The organism is Phaeodactylibacter luteus, from assembly GCF_007993045.1.
GTDB classification, from domain to species: domain Bacteria; phylum Bacteroidota; class Bacteroidia; order Chitinophagales; family Saprospiraceae; genus Phaeodactylibacter; species Phaeodactylibacter luteus.
The window spans coordinates 1-17,413 of sequence record NZ_VOOR01000025.1; the positions used below are offsets into that span (position 1 = coordinate 1).

Sequence of the window (17,413 nt, forward strand, 5' to 3'; positions counted from 1 at the left end):
ATATTATTAGTAACGTTTGTGGCGACTTAATTGACTATTATGGGTATAGATATTGAACCAAGAGTATATTTGGAGTTTTTTATTTATTGTTTTGACAATCAATGCTTTATGAGTGAAGACCTTCACTGTGTTTTCATTCGACCCGCTAGCTCAAATGTAGCGGCTTCGCCAGGAGGCTGCAACCCATGCCTGTACAGCAGGAGGCAATAGATTTGTGATTTTCAAGACTAAACTACTCCAAACAAGCCCTGAAGAATGGCTTCAAAAGAGAAGCTAATCCCAAACCTGATTTTTGGTAACAATTGTTTATCTTAGTATTTTGGTTGTTAATGATGTATGAGTGAGTAATATGAATTTTACAAGAATAGCAATACACGGTGTTCCAAGATCTGGTACGACTTGGTTGGGAGAGATTATCAATAGCTCTCCTAACGTAGTTTATAAGTATCAGCCATTATTTTCCTATGAGTTGAAAGGGTTTCTCAATGAGGCATCTAGTTTGATCGATATAAACAGCTTTTTTGAAAAGTTACTAACGCTAAAGTCACCGTTCCTAGATCAGCTGCAAGCAAAGGCAGATGGCATAATTCCAGTTTTTGCCAAAGCAGAGATAACGCATATTGCTTATAAGGAAGTCCGATATCATCATATTTTAAAAAATCTTTTGCTAAAAGACTCTGGGGTCAAAATACTAGGGGTGGTTAGAAATCCCCTTGCAGTTATGAATTCTTGGTTGGAATCGCCTAGGGAGTTTAGAAAAGATTTAGGATGGTCGGAAGAGGAGGAGTGGCGCTTTGCTGAGAAAAAAAATTGTAACCGAACCGAGGAGTTCTATGGGTTTGAAAAATGGAAACAAGTAGCATATCTATTTCACGAATTAGAAATGCTATTCCCTGATAGATTTTTATTGGTTAATTATGATAATCTTCTTAGAGACACACAAAATCAAGTTACTCAGATTTATATGTTTTGTGGATTGAGCCTTAGTCCGCAAACTACTGAGTTTCTGTCTACTTCAAGAAAGATGGGAAAAGAAACAACTTACTCTGTTTATAGGACGAAGAAAAAAGATGATAAATGGAAAAGTAATCTTAATCAACGAATTATTACAGAAATAGAGAAAGACTTAAATGGTACTAAGCTGGAAAAATATTTAATGATATGAGATTGTCAATTATGCAGCCGTATGTTTTCCCATATATAGGCTATTTTCAATTGATTGAAGCTACCGACACTATAGTGTTTTATGACGATGTGAATTATATAAAAAGAGGATGGATAAATAGGAATCGGATTCTTATGAATGGCGATGCTTTTCTTTTTACTGTCCCTGTTGAAAAGATCAGTCAAAATAAGTTGATACTTGAAATAAAGCCGATAGTTGATCCTAAATTTAGAGGTAAGCTTTTTTCTCAGGTTAAGTCTGCATATCGAAAAGCTCCTTATTATAAAGAGGTAATTGAGATTTTAGAAACAGTTTTTTCAGAACATTATGATAATATTGCAGACTTGTCAATTAGCTCGATTTTGGCAATTTACGATTATTTAGGGAAAGAAATAAAATGGGTGAAGTCATCCCTTCTGTCGCCAGAGACTAAAGGAATGGATAAGGCAGACCGTCTTATCCAAATCAGCAAAAAAATGAATTGTGAAGACTATATAAATGCTATAGGAGGAATGAGTTTGTATAGTAAAGACTATTTTAAAGCTAATGGGATTAACTTAGGTTTTATTCGGCCTCAAGATGTGAATTACAAGCAGTTTGAAAACGATTTCGTTCCTTGGTTGTCAATCATCGATGTATTGATGTTCAATGATAAAGCTGCGTTGCAACAGCACTTCGAAGCTTACGAGATTATTTAGAAATTCAGTTTTCTGCTGGTGCCAAGCCAACGCCCAATACAAATGGATATTCAGCCCCCAATGCAAGCTTATCAAGTACGAGGATTTTCAAAAAGACAAGGTTGCGGTCATTGATGAGCTGGCCCTGTCGCTTGGCCTTCAGCCCCAAAAAGACATTTCTGCCAGGTTGGACCACAGCTACCAGCCTCGGGGCAATGCCCAAGTCAACCTCAAATCCTTTTTTGGGCCAGAGAACTATGCTGCCATTCTGGAAATCTGCGAATCCCCTATGAAAAAACTGGGCTATCCGGCGAGCTGAGCTGCCCCTACTTTTGTAAGAAGGTGCCTGCCAGTATCGCCGCTACCCGTTCTGCTGTGCGCCCGTCCCAAAATGGCGGCAATACCCCTGCTTTGGCCTGCCCGCCCAAAATGGCATCAAGCTGCGCAATCACCTTGGCGGGCGATAAGTCCTGCATCAGGAAGTTGGTGCCGAGCTCTACCGTGGAAGGGCGCTCTGTAGAGCCCCGGAAAGTAAGGCAGGGCTTTTTCAGGTAGGTCGTCTCTTCCTGTATCCCCCCAGAGTCGGTTATGATCACTTGGCTGTTGTCCATCAGGTGTAAAAACTGCAGGTAGCCCTGAGGGGGCAGCAGGCAGAGGCCAGGGAGTTGTACGAGGGCGCCCCACAGCCCAAAGCGCTCCATATTCTTTTGTGTGCGCGGGTGGATGGCAAAAAGCACCGGCAGCCGCTTGGCGGTATCCCTTATGATTTGAAGGATTTGCTCCAGCCCCGCCTGATGGTCAACATTAGAAGGGCGGTGCATCGTCATCAGGGCATACGCTCCGGGGGCTACTCCTTGGGGCTGCCCGGATAGCCGCTGCTCGAGGATATCCGAAAGCTGCAGGGCTGCGGCTTTTTCGCGGAAGTAGACCAGGGAGTCGATCATCACATTGCCTACAAAGTGTACCCTTTCATCAGGCACACCTTCTTTGGCCAGATTGATCATGCCCGCCATCTCGGAGACAAAAAGCAGGTCGCTCACGCTGTCTGTCAGTATCCGGTTGAGCTCTTCCGGCATAGCCCGGTCGCCCGAGCGCAGCCCTGCTTCTACATGTGCCAAGGGGATGCCTTCTTTCTTCGCAACGAGGGAGGCGGCGAGGGTAGAGTTCACGTCGCCCACCACCAGCATAAGGTCAGGTTTTTCGCGGGCTGCAAGCTCCTCCAGAGCGAGCATGACCTTAGCGGTCTGCTGTGTATGCGTGCCCCCGCCAGCCCCCAGGTAAAAATCGGGCTCCGGCAGGCCGAGCTGCCGGAAGAAGATGTCGCTCATCCGCTCATCGTAATGCTGCCCAGTGTGGACAATGACAGACTCCATCCCTGCGGTTCGGGCGAAAGCCCGGTGCAAAGGGGCTACCTTCATGAAATTGGGGCGGGCACCTACAATGCTAAAGATTTTCATGGTTGTTGTTTTGGATGCGCTCTTGCGAGCCAATGCTCTCCTGAAACAGGATAGAAGGTTGCGGCTAGTGGTCTGTCAAGTGTTAATTTATGGGTTGAGTGGGAGCGAATTTTGAGGCTAAATCAAGGCGGATGTCCCCGCGCATAGCAGCGCTACGTAAGGGGTTGTCCAACGAAGAGTAGCCTCAAAAGTCGCCGCAGGCAACCCCTAGTTTTAGCCTTGACAGACCACTAGCCCCACAATCGAGCGTAAGTATCTACCAGCGACTGTGCGTCGTGAGCCCAATTGTAGCGCTCTTCGACCGACCTGCGGCCGCGCTCCCCCATAGCTTGGCTCTCCTCAGGGTGGGTGAGGATGTGCACTGCACAAGCTGCCAACTGCCGGGCATCGCCATCCCTGTGGATCAGGCCCGAGCCTACTTCCTCCACAATGCGCTTGATCGGCAGGCAGTCGGAAGCTATTATCGGCTTCTGCAGGTACATATACTGGAACAGCTTGTTGGGTATCGTCGCGTCGGTCAGTGGGTTGCGAAGGTGGGGGATCAGCCCGATATCGAACTGATTGACCTTGGCCATCATCTCTTGGTAGGGGAGGTGGCCAAAAAAACGGACTTTTTCTTCCAATTGCGGGTTGCCTTTGCACATTTCCTGCAGCACCGGCACATGCCTCCCCCCGCCTATGAGCCACAGCTCTGTATTGGGCAGGGCTTCCAGAATGTACGGCATCGCTTCTACCGCCCATTGTATGCCGCGCAAGTACTGAATGCCGCCGGCGTAGCCAAGGACAAAGGGGGCGCCGGCATCTCGAGCCGCCCTAGATTGCAGGGTGAGCTCCTCCAGAGAGATGGTATTGGAGACCACCGTGAGCCTTTCCGGCGAAAGCCCGTCTGCTGCGAGGCGCTCCGCGGCTTCTTCTATCACGACAATCACTTCGTCTGCCAGCCCAACCATCCGCTTTTCGTACGCCTCCCATTGATCATTGTCGCTGAGCAGCCGCCCGAGGAAGGTGTGCGTATGTGGAGACTCTACAAGCAGGGCCGGCCAGTGCTCGTGCAGGTCCAAGACATATTTCAGCCCAAAAGCCTGGCTGATTTCATGGCCGACCTGTGCCAACGGCAAATCGTGCACATGAAGGGCGTCGTACTGCTCGGCCCGGCAAAGATCGCCTACAAATTTGCGCCAGAAGTTGAAGTAGAAAGGGAATTTAAGCGCCCCCACACTGGTCTTCTTGTGCCACTTCCCTATACCCCGCCGGTGCACCTGAATGCCTTTGTGGGGGCCAGAAGTTACATCCAACGCATCGCACATGCTTGCGATATGTACCTCATAGCCCGCCTTGATGAGGGCCAAGGCTTCTTTCTCTACGCGTTCGTCTTCAGGGAAGTGCTTCTCCAGAAGCATTAAGATTTTCTTCATGGTCCAGGCTTGGTGTCAAAGGGAAGGGGTGGAGCATAAACGGCCAGTTGGCGCAACGTCAACTGGCCGCTTACTGGATTAATCGTTGATGACCACTTTCAACATTTTGTCGCCCTGACGGATATCATCGATGACGTCTAGCCCCTCTACCACCCTGCCAAAGCAAGTATGATTGCGGTCGAGGTGGGCCGTATTGTCACGGCTGTGGCAGATGAAAAACTGGGAGCCGCCGGTGTTGCGGCCTGCATGTGCCATAGAGAGCACCCCACGGTCGTGGTATTGGTTCTCCCCATCCAGCTCACAATCGATGGTATATCCGGGGCCGCCACGGCCATCACCGTTGGGGCAGCCGCCTTGTACGACGAAGTTGGGTATGACACGGTGGAAAGCCAGCCCGTCGTAATAGCCCGATTTGGCGAGTTTTACAAAGTTGGCCACGGTATTGGGGGCGTCTTGGTCGTAAAATTCGATTTTCAGGGTCCCTTTTTCTGTTTGAATTTCTCCTGTAGTCAAGTTAGCAGGTATTTTAAAACTTGCCCTAGGGGCTATTTCCAGGGGTTGTAGCCCCGCGTTTGTGGAAAAGGCTATGGGCAAAGTCTGGGTTGAAAAATTTGGCACTTGGCCTGAGCGCTCGCAAAGGTAATCAACTTGATGAAAATTGCCGCCTTCAAAGGTAGGGTCTTGAGGGGCCTTTAAAGCCCTTTAGCGGCATTTGCAAACTGTTCTGTAGGCACACCCGTCACGTTAGGGGTGCACCAGCCATCCGTTTTTGGAGAAGATGGGCCTACCCCTGCCTAGCGGCAGGCGTCGCTATGCTGCGGGGCTCGCTATCCGCTCGGCCCTGACGGGCTTGCCACCCCTTCGCAGCGCTAGTCCGCTGTGGTTCCCTGCAGGTACTGCACCAGCCTGCTCAGCGTGCCAGCAGGACTTCCCCTTTCAGCTCCACTACTTCTCCATTGATCAGGGCCGCTTGTGCCTGCCAGAGGTAGAGCCCGGTCAGCGCGCCCTCACCATCCCATCCATTGGGTGCACTTTGCAGCAGGCCGCTCCATCGGTTGTACACGCGCAGGCTTAGCAGCCCTTCGAACTCCGGGCACAGAGACAGCACAAAAATATCATTGCGGCCATCACCATTAGGGCCGAATGCCATTGGGGCGTAAGCCCTGCCCCGTGGCAGCACGGCCACTTCTACGCTGCCGCCTGCCACACAGCTCTTGTACGGTACGCGGGTGCAGCTGTACGAGCCTCCTCGAGTAAACGCTCCGCCCAGTAGATGAATGTATGCAGAGGGCTTAGCGTGCGCCAAGCCCAGCCTGCCCACAGCACATCGGGCTAGTGCGGCTAGACCGAATGATTGGATAGTATTTTCACGCTTAAGCCTTCTCTGATAAGTGGCCTTTTTATGGTCAAAAATTTACGGCTCAATCCTCTAAGTTACTGGTAAGGCATAGCAGGGGCCGTCACTTCTACCCACTGCCCGGCTTTTTGAGCGTATATGCCCTCATCGTACATCGCCTTGCAGCTCACTGCGGGCAGGTAAAACCGCCCTTGGTAAGCAGCGTTCAATTGTACACGGAACGTAGCACTGCTGCCGGGGGCAAGGCTGAAGAAGGTAGAAACGCGGTCATCACGGATATCCTGATAATCGTAGTTGCTGTTGGCTGCGCCTGAGAGCCCGTCCATACGAGTATTGACGATCTCCCAACCCGATGGGAAAATCTGGTCGAGCGCAAGCTCCTTGTAAGCCCTCCCCCCTTTTGCCGGGTGGGACAGCTTCACCTCCGCAATAAAATCAGTGCCTTGAGGCAAGGCGCCCGGCTGCAGGCGGTTGCCCTGTTTGTCGGTATAACGGACTTCCGCTGTCAGCCCAGATGCGCTATTTTCCTCAGCCCCCTGTGCCGGCTGCCCTTTGCTGATCAGGCGGGCGAACAAAATGCCTGTCCCAGCATTGCTGACCTTTACTGGGCCCGAAGCAGGTTTGAGCTGAATGAGCATAATAGGTTTGCTGCTGCCGGCATCCGTTGGCTGCCCATCTTGTTGGTAGCGGAAGGCAAGGGGAGCGCCTACCTGTTGGGATTTTGCGAAGCGGGCTACTGCAGACAGCGCAAAGCTGATCTCCTGAGTGCTCAGCCACTGTTGGCTGCTTAGTTGTTCTGCGATCTCCCGGATCAGCGCAGCAGCGGCTTCTTCTTTCCCCAGGCGGAGCTGGCATTCTGCTATCAGGGCTTTATCTCTGAGAGACGACCCAAAAGTGCCGCTGAGCTCCCGGTATGGCTGCACATTGGTGGCAGCTCCATCGGCAAGGGCAAGGGCTACGCGCTGTTGCCCGGCCAGCTGATAAGCCAGGGCGAGCTGCCATTGAGCAGTAGCGGGCAGCTGTTTAGCCGCTTTCAGCCGGTTCATGGAAGCCAGGTCGGGCGCGCCAGCCTTAGCAAGGGTATAAAGCCGGTAAGCTTGTTCGAGGTAGCCATTGCCATTGGCATATAAGCCCATTTCCTGGCTTTCTGGCGACCAGAGCCGGGCGGCTTTAGCCTGGTATTGCACCCAGCTGTCGAGCACTCCCGCCGGCAAAGGGTAGCCGGCTTCCTGAGCTTCCAGCATGAAGTCGCCTGCATAGGTGGAAGCCCAAGGGGAAACGGCGTTGTTGCCCGGCCAGTATGCCAGGCCGCCGCTGCCGGTCTGAAATTTCTTCACGCGCTCCAGTGCTGCTTGGACGTTGGTTTTGGCTGTTTCTTGCTGTGCAGTGCTCAGATCAAGGAGCTGCCCGGCATAGAGCTGCGGGTAGGCCCCGGAAACTGTTTGCTCCAGGCAGCCATACGGATAGCGGAGGAGGTAGCTGAGCCGCCGCTCGAGGTCGATCGGCGGGATGCTCGATACTTCCAGCGAAAGCTCATTGGTCCCTGCAACCCCTAGCTCCTCATAGCTGAAGGTGAAGCTTTTGCCCGGGGGGACCGATTGGGCCTGCACTACGGTGCTGTAGGGGTTGGGGTTGCGGATATCCAGCTCAATTTCCTGGCTGGCTTTTTCCTGCCCGGATGTGGCGGTCACTCGAAGCCGGGCTAAGCCTGCCCGTGCTTTCGCCTTCAGCTGAAAGGTAGCCAGTTGGTCGCCGGGCTTCTCGAAGGCCAGGTCCTGCTGACGGTCAGCCGCTTCCAGCAGAGGGCTGAGCAGTTCCAGTTTTAGCTGTACCTCCTTGAGCTTTTCCTCTGTAGCAAAAACCTGCACCGGCAGAGTGAAGGATTCGTTGGGCGCCAAAACACGGGGCGCTGTGGGCAAAACCATAAGCGGCTGCTTGACGGTTACCGCTTTTTGGGCGTTGCCATAAGCCCCCGGTGCCGTAGCGACTACCATTACCCGTACTGCGCCAGTATAATTGGGCATGACAAACTCGTGGCTCCTCCGCTCGCCTTTCCCCAGCTCGAAGGGGCCAGCGTGCAGCACTACCGGCTTGAAACGGTTGGCCTTACGGGCTGCCGCAGGGTTGATGGCCGCATCGCCGCCAATGCCCAGCATCTGCCCGAGCTGCCCCCCGTACGCGCCCAGTACTTCATTGTATACATCCCAAGTCCGTATGCCTAAGGCTTCCGGCGCAAAGAAGTGGCTCCAGGGGTCGGGCGTCCCAAAACGGGTCAGGCTCAGCAGCCCTTCGTCAACAACAGCAACGGTGTAGGCCATCGGGCGCTTGTCTGTGTTGCTCACCTTGACCGTGAAGGGCTGCTGAGGGCGTAGCACCTCATCAACAGCTAACACCGGCTGCAAGCGGGTGGCAGGGTCTTCCACCCTTATGGGCAGGACTCCGTACAGCCTTATCGGGAGGTCGTTCGCTGCAGACTGATGGGGCTGCAAAAGCGTGACGTGGGCGTAAACGGTAGGTGCCATTTCCGGAGTGGCTTCAAAGGTAAGCTGCTGCTGCCCGCCTCTAGCATCGAGCCAACGGGTCTCCAAGACCTGGCTGCCGGTCTCAAGGCTCAGTAAAATCCGGCCCGCTTTGACATCCGGCAAGTTGAGGGTAATGGTTTGGCCCACTTCGTACTGCTTTTTGTCCGAAGTGAAAGAGATCATGGCCGCCTCTTCCCGGTAGCCTTCCCCTTCATCACCGTACCAAGGGTAGCCGGCATAGAAGAAATCGCCTGCACAGTGCCCGGTCTCTGGGTCGCATACCCGCACGAGGTAGCGCCCCCATTGATCTACATTCGTTTCCCAAACCGCCTTGCCATCTTTTCCAGTGGTCAGTGTGGCCTTTTCCAGCGCACCGTAGTGGGTGCCAGAGTTGTAGCGGGAGACATTGTCCTGCCCGTTGTCCCACCACCACCGCCATTCTATACGGTAAAGCCCTACCTCTAGCCTGCGGTTGGGCAAGGGTTGCCCCTGTGCTGATACTGCAGCAAAGGTAAGGGGCGCCGCTGCCCCGACTTCTACCTGTGGGCTGCCGGCATCGTTATGCGGGATGCGTACTCCGGCATAAGCGGGGAAGGGGTCATAGGAGATGCTGAAGTTGTCCGAGCTGAAGCCGCCCCCGTTTTCAAATACGCGGGTCTTGAAAACAGCCTGAAGCCTGCCCGGCAGCGCTTGGTTGCTGTTGAGCTGCAAACGCGGGGTCGCTTTGCCGTTGCCATCGAGTTGGCCTTCGAACAGAGTGGCGGGGGCAGAGGAGACCTTCCTGGCAGGATCTTCGAAGGCAAAGCCATTGAAACCGTCGAAATCGCTGCGCCCGGGCTGCAGCTCCCCTTCGATAACGGCTTTCAGGTTGCCGGCCGGTGCGCCATGCAGCCAACTGGCGGTAAGGGCCGGAGCAAAACCGCCGGGCTGTGCTTGCAGCCGGCTGCCGCCAAAATCGAGCTCGATCTTGAGCCGGTTGGGCTTGACGGTCTCGATGCGCAGGTTCTTCTGGAATTGCGCGCCTCCTGCTTTAACGACTGCCCGCCATATCCCTGTAGGCGCATCCGCAGGAGTCTGGAAGTGGAGCGGGTAAAGCTGCTGTAGGCTTTCATGCTCCGTACGTTTGAGCTGCAGCTGCCCGCGGGGGCCGTAGAGCTCAAAAGTGATGGGGTAGCGGGGCGGCAGCTGCCCTTGTGGGTCTTCCAAAATGAAGTGCAGGAAAACAGAATCGCCTGGCCGCCATACGCCCCGGTCGCCGTAGAGGAAGCCTTTCAGCCCTTGCTGTGCGGTGGCCCCGTCTACATCAAAACGGCTCATCGATAAAGCATCGCCATCTTCCAGGCGGAGGAAACCGCGCTCTTCCCCGGAGCGGGCTACCATCACATGAGGGGTGCGGGGCACTTGCGTGCGGAAAACCCCCTCCGAGTCGGTGGTGCCACTGCTCAGCAGCTGTTGCTGATAATCATAAATCTCTATGGCTGTGCCGGGCAAGGGCGCGGCAGTGCGCAAATCTGAGGCGATGGCTATACAAGCCCCCGCATCGTTTATTTTGGCGATCAAGCCTATGTTGGAGGCCAGCACATTCCGGGCCACAAAGCGGTCGGCGTTGTAATAAGCTGGTTTGCAGGGGTCGTCGCGGTCATCCCAGCTGAAGCCTTCGTAATACCCGTCGAAGCCGTACCAGTTGTCCATGATGCTCTGTATCTCCCTTGTAGAGGAGGCAGGGAGCGCGAGGGCGTCCTTCTCTGTAGGGGCAGCCGTTGCGCAGGGCTGGCTGGCATAGCCTGGGCGGAACCCGATGCGGACTTGATAAATGGCTTGTGGGTCTTGCGCTACGAGGTTGGAAAGGTCGAGTGCATAGCGGGTCCAGCTCCCACTGCCGCCCATAGGGGCAAGCTGTTGCAGGGGCACTTTGCCCTGATGTATGACCCGGCCTACCTGCCTAAGGTCGTATTGCCCGCTGAGGGTATTGTCCTGTAAGAACTGCAAAATGTTGTTGTGGTAGATCTTGAAAATCTCTACTTCTACGGCATCCAGCCCTTTGGCTTCGAAAGGGAAGGCCAGCCCGTCTGAGCTGGGGAGGATGACCCCCTGGCCCACGAGGCGGACTTCTGGGCGCGGCTGTTCGATCTGCAGGTCCCAGGTAGCTGCAGCGCTCATCGGCTTGCCCATGCTGTTTTGTATGGCCTTCTCAGCGGTCAGGCGGAATTGGCCGCTGAGCGGGCGGCTGGGGTAAACCCTGAGCTCGTTCCCTTGAGCCAGGAACCGGAAACTGCCATTGTAGCCGCTGAGGCTGATCATGCCAGTGAAGTCCTGCGCTGTATTGAGGGGGTCAGAAAAATTGAGGACGATGGCCTGCTCTTCCTGGGCTTGTGCCCGTGCTTGGGCCAAACGGAATTCGCCAAGGGGCGGCACTTCGATCTGGGTGCGGCCTGAGCCCTCAGCACCCAGTGGCTGCCCGTCCCAAGCCAGGATGACCTCGCTGCGCTGTGCGGTGCGCACTACCCCCTGTACCGTAAACTGGTAGGAGTTGGGCACTGCCCCGGCTGTCCACGATATTGGAAGGCTCTGCCTGCCCTGCTTTGCGGAGACGGCTTCCTCTACCGATTCCAAGCTGGCTTCATCGGCAGCGTAGGCCGTGCCTGTGATTTGCTGCTGCGATAGGTCGGAGGGGTCGGGGCTTTGGAAACCGGATAGGTCCAGCTGCAGCCACTGATCGCGGGTGCGGAAATCGAACTCGAAAGACTGCGCATCTTTTGGCGCGCCGGGGAAAAGCGCGCCAAGGTCCATCCGGGCCAGGTAGGCAGTGCCCGATTGAAAATGGGCGGCGGGCTCAAACCGCAATGTGCTGGGGCTTTCCCAGATCAATGCTCCGTCGACCGCCGGGGAAAAGGAGAGCAGGGCAGGCGCAGCCTGGCCGATCTGCTCTGCTTTAGCTACCTGGCTGGCCAAACGTATCCGGACTGGGCTGGTTTTGGAAATGATGCCTGAGGTGTAGCCGTAAATGTAGGCATGTACGCTTTCTGGCATTGGCGCTGCGCGCTGTTCTTTTTGTCCACAGGAGCTCAGGGCAGTAAGGATGGCGATCAGGTGGAAGGCGGCTAATAGGGGAAAGGCGGTGTGCTTGGCCATGGTTTTTGAGGATTGTGAATGTTGGCTGGAATAAAATCTAATATAGCTGCTTTACGCTTCTTATCCAATAGCCTCCGGCTGCCTGTGGCCCTTTTTGTCCCGGCGCTGCTCATGGGCAATAGGCAGGAGTATGCAAACCTTGGACAACTCATTGAAGTGTTAAAAAACAATATTAACTTGCATGTTTGAATGGGGGGGTGTATTTGTATTGCAAAATGAATTTATTGCGATGTCTTGTTTTGTGGGCTTGCCGGAAGTGGCTTGTCTATTCTGTTTTCCTTCACCAAAAAGGGGCGTGAACCAAATTGTCGCAGGCGTTTATGCTTTCCGGGCTTTAGGCTGGCATCGGACTAGCGCTGCGCAGGGGTGGCAAGCCCGCTAGGGCCGAGCGGACAGCGAGCCCCGGAGCATAGCGACCCCTGCCCGCAGGCAGGGGTAGGCCCCTCTTTCCGGCAGAGGCAAGCCTCAAAAGGGATAGGAGGGCCGCCTGTGTAAGGCATTACAGCATGTAGTTTTTCCATAGTCAGGAGCGCAAATTCTCCTGCACACCTAAAATTGCAGACATGAAAACAATTATGGCCCTGTGCTTGGCGGTATTAGCAGTCACCGCCCGCTCACAGGAAGAGATCGTCGTCACATACACTGGGCAGCGGCAGTTGTCGCGGGCAGCATCTGAGGCGATCCGGGCATCCGGGTACACGCCTGTTATTTCGGTAGATGCATACAGCCTCCACATCGTAGGCGGGCAGTCGTGGTTTCAGCTTGACTCTATCCGGTTTGACGAAATGGAGGAGGCTTATTACCAAAAGTACCTTTGTTGGGAGCGAACGCACAAGCGGTACAATCAGAAAGCGTTTGTGTACGAGACCTGTGCAACACAAGCAGATGGGAGCTGCTACACTGGGCAAATTCAGTATTTAGCCCAAGTAGAGATAGACCGCAGCCGTTTGCGCAAGCTGCTGGGCTTCAGCTGTTATCGGGCGAGTTATGAGGCAGGCGGGCATTCCTATGAGGTTTGGTTTACGGAAGAGCTGCCCTATCCTGATGGCCCATTTGGGCTGTGGCCCGGGCGGGGGGTACAACCGCCATTGTTGCCGGGGCTGGTACTTTCCCTTACTGACCTGTCAACGGGCTCTCACATTGAAGCTAAGCGCATTGCGATACTGCCTGTAGCCGAGCTTCCGGATGCTTGCGACCGGGCTAAGGATATTGCTGCCTTTGACAAAATGGGGCACTTCGAAGACCGTAAACAATCGGGAATAAAGCTGAGCGGCCCGGAGATCGAGATTGGCAAATGGTATTCTGCGTGGGCGCGATGAGAACAGCGTGGAGGAGGTGGGCTGTACTGTTGGGCGGATTGGGGTGCATAACCCTACTGCATGGGCAATCGCTCCGGGTGGCCGTCGAGTTGCAAGGGGAAGGTGCAGCGGAAGGTGCCTCGGTACAGCTCCTGGATGAGACGGGCAGCAATTTGATCGACTTCGCTTTTGCGGAAGCAGATGGGCAGTGTGCAGTAAAGGCAGAGAAAGCTGGGGGCTATCTTGTGAGGATCAGATACTTTGGCTATCGGGACACCTTGCTCCGGGTAGCACTGCAGCCCCGGGCTGAGGCCAATGTACACGTGCGCCTTGCCCCAATTGCCTATGACTTGCCCAATATCTCTATTGTAGACAAAATCATAGGGCTCAGGCGCCGGGGCGACACCTTGTCTTACAATTTGAGGGCTTACGCCTCTGGGGCGGAGCAGACCTTTGGTGATGTACTCGCTACATTGCCCGGGCTGACGGTAGACGAAGACGGGCAGGTGCGCGTAGGTACAGAAAAAGCCGATGCACTGCTCCTCGATGGAAAAGACCTGCTCAAGGGGCAGCATCATTTAGCAACTCAGGGCCTTCAGGCGCAGGCGTTAGAAGCGGTAGAGCTCATCTTCAATTACCGTGATGCCGAAGCGCAGTTTGAAGGCCGGGATGGGGAGGGGCAGGTTGCGGTCAACTTGATCACTGCGGAGCAAGGCAGTGGCAAGTGGCAGGGCAATGCCCAAGTGCTCGGAGGGTATCGGCGTGCAGTGCGCACAGAAGCAAGTGGCTTTAGGAGCGGTGCATCTTCTGGTTGGGCGGTTTTTATGCGGCAGCAAACTACAGGGGAGGGCCCTCGGGAACGGCCTATTGGGCAGCGTTTGCAGGCTTTATTGCGAGAGCATGAGTTTGGGGAAGGCCTGGTCAGAAAGCTGAACCCTTGGGCAGCTGCAGGGGAGATGGGCCTCGAGCCTGGTACTGTGCGCAACCACGATTGGCATTTATCGCTCCACGGCGATAGCGAGCTGAGCCCTGCGCTCCATCAAACGCTCTACTTCTCGGCAGCGGGGGCCTCTCGCAGTGTCCGTCAGCAAATGCTCAACAGTTATATAGGCACTGGCATTGAAGAATTGCTGGAAAAAGAGAGCCGCCCGTTGTTGGCGTTCTTCGACCTTGATTATCGGTTGAGGTGGGAAAAGGGGAGGCACGCAGCCGGGCTGCATTTGCCAGTGGGCTACTATCGCCGGGCGCAACAGGAAGCTCAGCACGGTACTTTGGGCGGCAGCCAATTTGAGCAAAGCTTGTACCGGCGGCAGCCGCGCTATACTTTCCGCCCGGAGGTGTCCCATACTGTAAAGTGGGGCCGTGCATGGCTATTGAAAGCGGCAGCTCATTGGTGGCTGCAAGGCGAAGAACAAAACTTGGAAATCCGGTCGAGCCTGCCATTTTTGGGTTTTGAGCAAGGGGCTGCAGCGCCTTCATATTTTTTCCAACAGTTGCACCGCTTCGAGTCAGCGCGGGCAGGCGGGCAGGCAGAACTGACGAAGAGCTGGGGCCGCAGTTATATCAGCTACATTCTGGAAGCTTCCAGAGACTGGGAGCAGGCCCGTAACCAGAGCAGCGGTTTTTTTGAGCCCATAGATGCTCGCATGGCCACGCAGGTTTGGCAGCAGCGCTTCAAAGTCGTAAAAGATTGGGGCAGAAAGGTCAGGCTGATGGGAGGGCTTGCGCAAGCGTCGGTTGCACAAGCTATGGGCAGGCAGGCAACCGCCCGGCGGTTTTGGCTGCCGAGTGTGTTGTGCTATGTAGAATACTTCAAGGGCCATGCGTTTTCTGTTTCGGGGAGGCGCGCTATCGAATACGCAGGGCTTTGGTACCAAAGCGGCAGCGCCTTGGTGGAGCGCCCGCAATGGGTACAGGTACAGTCATTGGCCCCGCCGGGCATCCAACAGCGCACGGAGGGCACCTTTTCGCTGCTGAAGCGGCCTACGAGCGGTGGGGCGCTGTACAACTTGTCCTTGAGCATCACAGCAGTCAGCGCCCCCTTTGTGCAAGGAAACAGTTTGGAAGGCCAAACGGTATATGGGCGTTGGCTTTTTGCCCCCAAATCTCAGCAGTTCAGCATGAGCGCCTTCTTTTTGCATTCCCTCCCCCGGTGGAAACTGCAAGGCACCGCTTACTGCCTGCGCGAACGAGGCTTCGCCAGCTTGGGAGGCACATTGGAGCCTTTGCAGCGGGCTGCCCGCAACATTCAGTTCAGCCTGGCTTCAGTGCGTTTGAAGGAATGGCAAGTAAAAGCCGAGGCCCGGCATACTGGGGGCTGGCAAAAGGTGGAAGGCCGGCATTTCTCTTTTGACCAGTTTTGGCTGGAGGCAGAGGCGGCCCGTTCTATGGGCGATTGGCATGTCAGGCTGGGGTACCGTCAGGGCTGGCAGCGCGGCGGCGGGGCTAGCAGCAGGGTAGGCTTGTTAGATGTAGCGGTGGCCTACAGCTTGGATGCACCTTGGAAGCTTTTCTTCAGGGGGCACAACCTGCTCAACCTTCGCCCAGCTATACAAACAGAGGCTTTCAGCCAGCCGCATGTGGAGCAGGCCCGCATTTTTGAGGTGTTCCCTGGCCAGGTGACGGCAGGAGCTGGCTATTACTTCTGAGCACAGGTTTGGAGCGCTTTTCGGTTGCGAATCAACGCTTGATGAACCTGGCTTCTTTACTAAATTTTCATGGGCGCAAACCCAATTGCCGTTTTTTTGCTTGCCCCCTCCGCAAGGATAGGGGCCTCCCTGCCGGGTGGCAGGTGCCGCTATGCTGCGGGGCTCGCTGTCCGCTCGGCCCTGACGGGCTTACACCCCTTCGCAGCGCTAGGCCAATGCCAGGCTAAAGCCCTGAAAGCTTAAAGGCCTGCGGCATCATGGTTTACACTCTTAGCCCGCTAGGCTCAAATGTAGCGGCTTCTCTGGGGGGCTGCCGGCCATGCTGGTACCGCAAGAGGGCATAAGCCTTTGATTTTCGTGTCGAAACCGCTCTAGGTGAGCTTTTGGCAGGCACAAAAAAACCAGAGCAGGAGTTGCTCTGGCTAAGTATGATGATTATTTCCCATCGCCCTGAAAGCTTGGGGAATGGTAAGTAGCTTCACGGGTTTGGCGCTGTTCCGCCAAGCTTTTTCCGCCCGTTTTTTGATTTTGCCGATTTGCGTTCCTCCTCAAGGTCATGCATAATTGCTGTTCTTTCTTTGGAATAGCCTGCGTGGCCGTTGAGCAGTGCCTGAATGGGGGCAGGCTTGCCATTGTCTACCCAAAAGGCAAACCCCAATACTTCTCTGATACCGCTCATGATAATGCTTTTTGTTTGTAGGCCAGTCTTTACCGGCCAGGCAATTTTGCTACAAACAAGTTGCTGTTATTCAGCGGAAGAGGCAAGTATTCGGTGGGGCGGGGGGTATGCATTCGCGAATGTGGAACCGTTTGCCCATTTACCCTTTGAGGTACTCCTTAGGCGTCTGATCGGTAATCTCTTTAAACACTTTGTAGAAAGTGCTTTTGTTCTGAAAGCCGCATTGCCTGGCTATGCCAAAAAGAGTGAGGTTGGCAAATTGGCCGTCTTTGATTTTCTCTTTGACTTCCTCGATCCGGTAACGGTTGATAAAGTGCTGGAAATTGCACCCGGCGTGGTGGTTGACGACCTGAGAGAGGTACTTGGTGTTGGTGTCGAGCTGGCTGGCGACTTCCCTGAGGGAAAGGCTGGGGGAGAGGTAGAGCTTTTCCTGCTCTACAAGCTGCCGCATCTTCACGTAAAGCCTTAGCTCTTCAATGCCTTTAAGGCTGCTCGAGCTGTACTTTTCCCGCAGGTCGAGCAGCGGTAGAGGGACTTCCTCGGTCACGAAGTTCCCATCCACTTCGAAAGCGATGTAGTTGGTCAGCTGTTGTTGGTGGTCGAAAACAGGGTGGATGACAAGGCGGCAAAGGTAGGCCTCCCCATTTTTGCGGTAATTGGTGAGCTCGCTGCGGAAAGGGACCTTTTGCTGCAGCCCTTTCCGGATGTTTTCAATCGCATCGGGCTCGGTGGCCGGCCCCTGCAACAGTTGCCCGGGGCTTTGGCCGAGGGCTTCCTCGAGGGAGTAGCCCGTAATCTGAGTAAAATCGTCGTTAACCCACATAATCCGCTTTTCAGCGTTGGTTAAAATGACGGCAATGTTGGGGACCATAAAATTCAGTACTAGGTTTTGTTTAACCTTTTGACGCTAGAGTAGTGTCAGGGTTGAACAAAGCGGAAAATTCTCGCTTACTTCATCAAGGTAAGGGTTCTAAGGGCTAAAGACAAGCTTGTTGGCGCCTTTTACACGGGCGTGGCAATTGGCGGAATTAGGCCGCTTGTACGTTCAAAAATTGTGCTGTCT

Annotated in this window: 11 protein-coding genes; 4 read left to right on the forward strand and 7 right to left on the reverse strand. The window is 54.5% G+C overall.

All coding sequences use genetic code 11. The features are described 5' to 3' along the window. Positions 1-349: 349 nt before the first annotated feature. Together FRY97_RS12585 and FRY97_RS12590 are read left to right on the forward strand one after the other, a co-directional pair. A complete protein-coding gene (locus tag FRY97_RS12585) occupies positions 350-1,165 on the forward strand; it encodes a sulfotransferase family protein (RefSeq protein WP_147167896.1) in 816 nt (271 codons plus the stop codon). Then, positions 1,162-1,863, forward strand: coding sequence for a WbqC family protein (locus tag FRY97_RS12590; RefSeq protein ID WP_147167897.1), 702 nt, complete (start codon positions 1,162-1,164; stop codon positions 1,861-1,863). The genes FRY97_RS12585 and FRY97_RS12590 overlap by 4 nt, the downstream gene beginning before the upstream one ends. A gap of 305 nt (positions 1,864-2,168) precedes the next feature. Here FRY97_RS12590 and wecB read toward each other — a convergent pair whose 3' ends face one another. The 5 genes from wecB to FRY97_RS12615 all read right to left on the reverse strand — a co-directional run bounded on the left by wecB (position 2,169) and on the right by FRY97_RS12615 (position 11,725). After that, a complete protein-coding gene (gene wecB / locus FRY97_RS12595; protein ID WP_147167898.1) occupies positions 2,169-3,299 on the reverse strand; it encodes a non-hydrolyzing UDP-N-acetylglucosamine 2-epimerase in 1,131 nt (376 codons plus the stop codon). Between the two features lie 230 nt (positions 3,300-3,529). Next, positions 3,530-4,714 (reverse strand): glycosyltransferase family 4 protein, encoded by a 1,185-nt coding sequence (locus FRY97_RS12600; RefSeq protein WP_147167899.1) that lies wholly within the window; start codon positions 4,712-4,714, stop codon positions 3,530-3,532. Positions 4,715-4,792: 78 nt separating this feature from the next. Then, positions 4,793-5,227 carry a peptidylprolyl isomerase gene (locus tag FRY97_RS12605; protein ID WP_147167900.1) on the reverse strand — a complete coding sequence of 145 codons (435 nt, stop codon included), beginning with the start codon at positions 5,225-5,227 and terminating at the stop codon, positions 4,793-4,795. Positions 5,228-5,624: 397 nt separating this feature from the next. After that, a complete protein-coding gene (locus FRY97_RS12610) occupies positions 5,625-5,921 on the reverse strand; it encodes a gliding motility-associated C-terminal domain-containing protein (protein ID WP_147167901.1) in 297 nt (98 codons plus the stop codon). A gap of 227 nt (positions 5,922-6,148) precedes the next feature. Beyond that, entirely contained in the window at positions 6,149-11,725 is a 5,577-nt protein-coding gene (locus tag FRY97_RS12615) for an alpha-2-macroglobulin family protein (protein WP_147167902.1), read from the reverse strand. 563 nt (positions 11,726-12,288) lie between these two features. On the opposite strand from FRY97_RS12615, the gene FRY97_RS12620 reads away from it, so the two are divergent. Together FRY97_RS12620 and FRY97_RS12625 are read left to right on the forward strand one after the other, a co-directional pair. Then, on the forward strand, positions 12,289-13,044 hold the full coding sequence (locus FRY97_RS12620) for a hypothetical protein (protein WP_147167903.1): 756 nt from the start codon (positions 12,289-12,291) through the stop codon (positions 13,042-13,044). Next, complete coding sequence (locus FRY97_RS12625; protein ID WP_147167904.1) at positions 13,032-15,671, forward strand: carboxypeptidase-like regulatory domain-containing protein; 2,640 nt, start codon at positions 13,032-13,034, stop codon at positions 15,669-15,671. The genes FRY97_RS12620 and FRY97_RS12625 overlap by 13 nt, the downstream gene beginning before the upstream one ends. A gap of 478 nt (positions 15,672-16,149) precedes the next feature. Here FRY97_RS12625 and FRY97_RS12630 read toward each other — a convergent pair whose 3' ends face one another. Together FRY97_RS12630 and FRY97_RS12635 are read right to left on the reverse strand one after the other, a co-directional pair. After that, positions 16,150-16,350, reverse strand: coding sequence for a hypothetical protein (locus tag FRY97_RS12630; RefSeq protein ID WP_147167905.1), 201 nt, complete (start codon positions 16,348-16,350; stop codon positions 16,150-16,152). Between the two features lie 139 nt (positions 16,351-16,489). Next, complete coding sequence (locus tag FRY97_RS12635) at positions 16,490-17,221, reverse strand: helix-turn-helix transcriptional regulator (RefSeq protein ID WP_147167906.1); 732 nt, start codon at positions 17,219-17,221, stop codon at positions 16,490-16,492. Between the last annotated feature and the right edge of the window lie 192 nt (positions 17,222-17,413).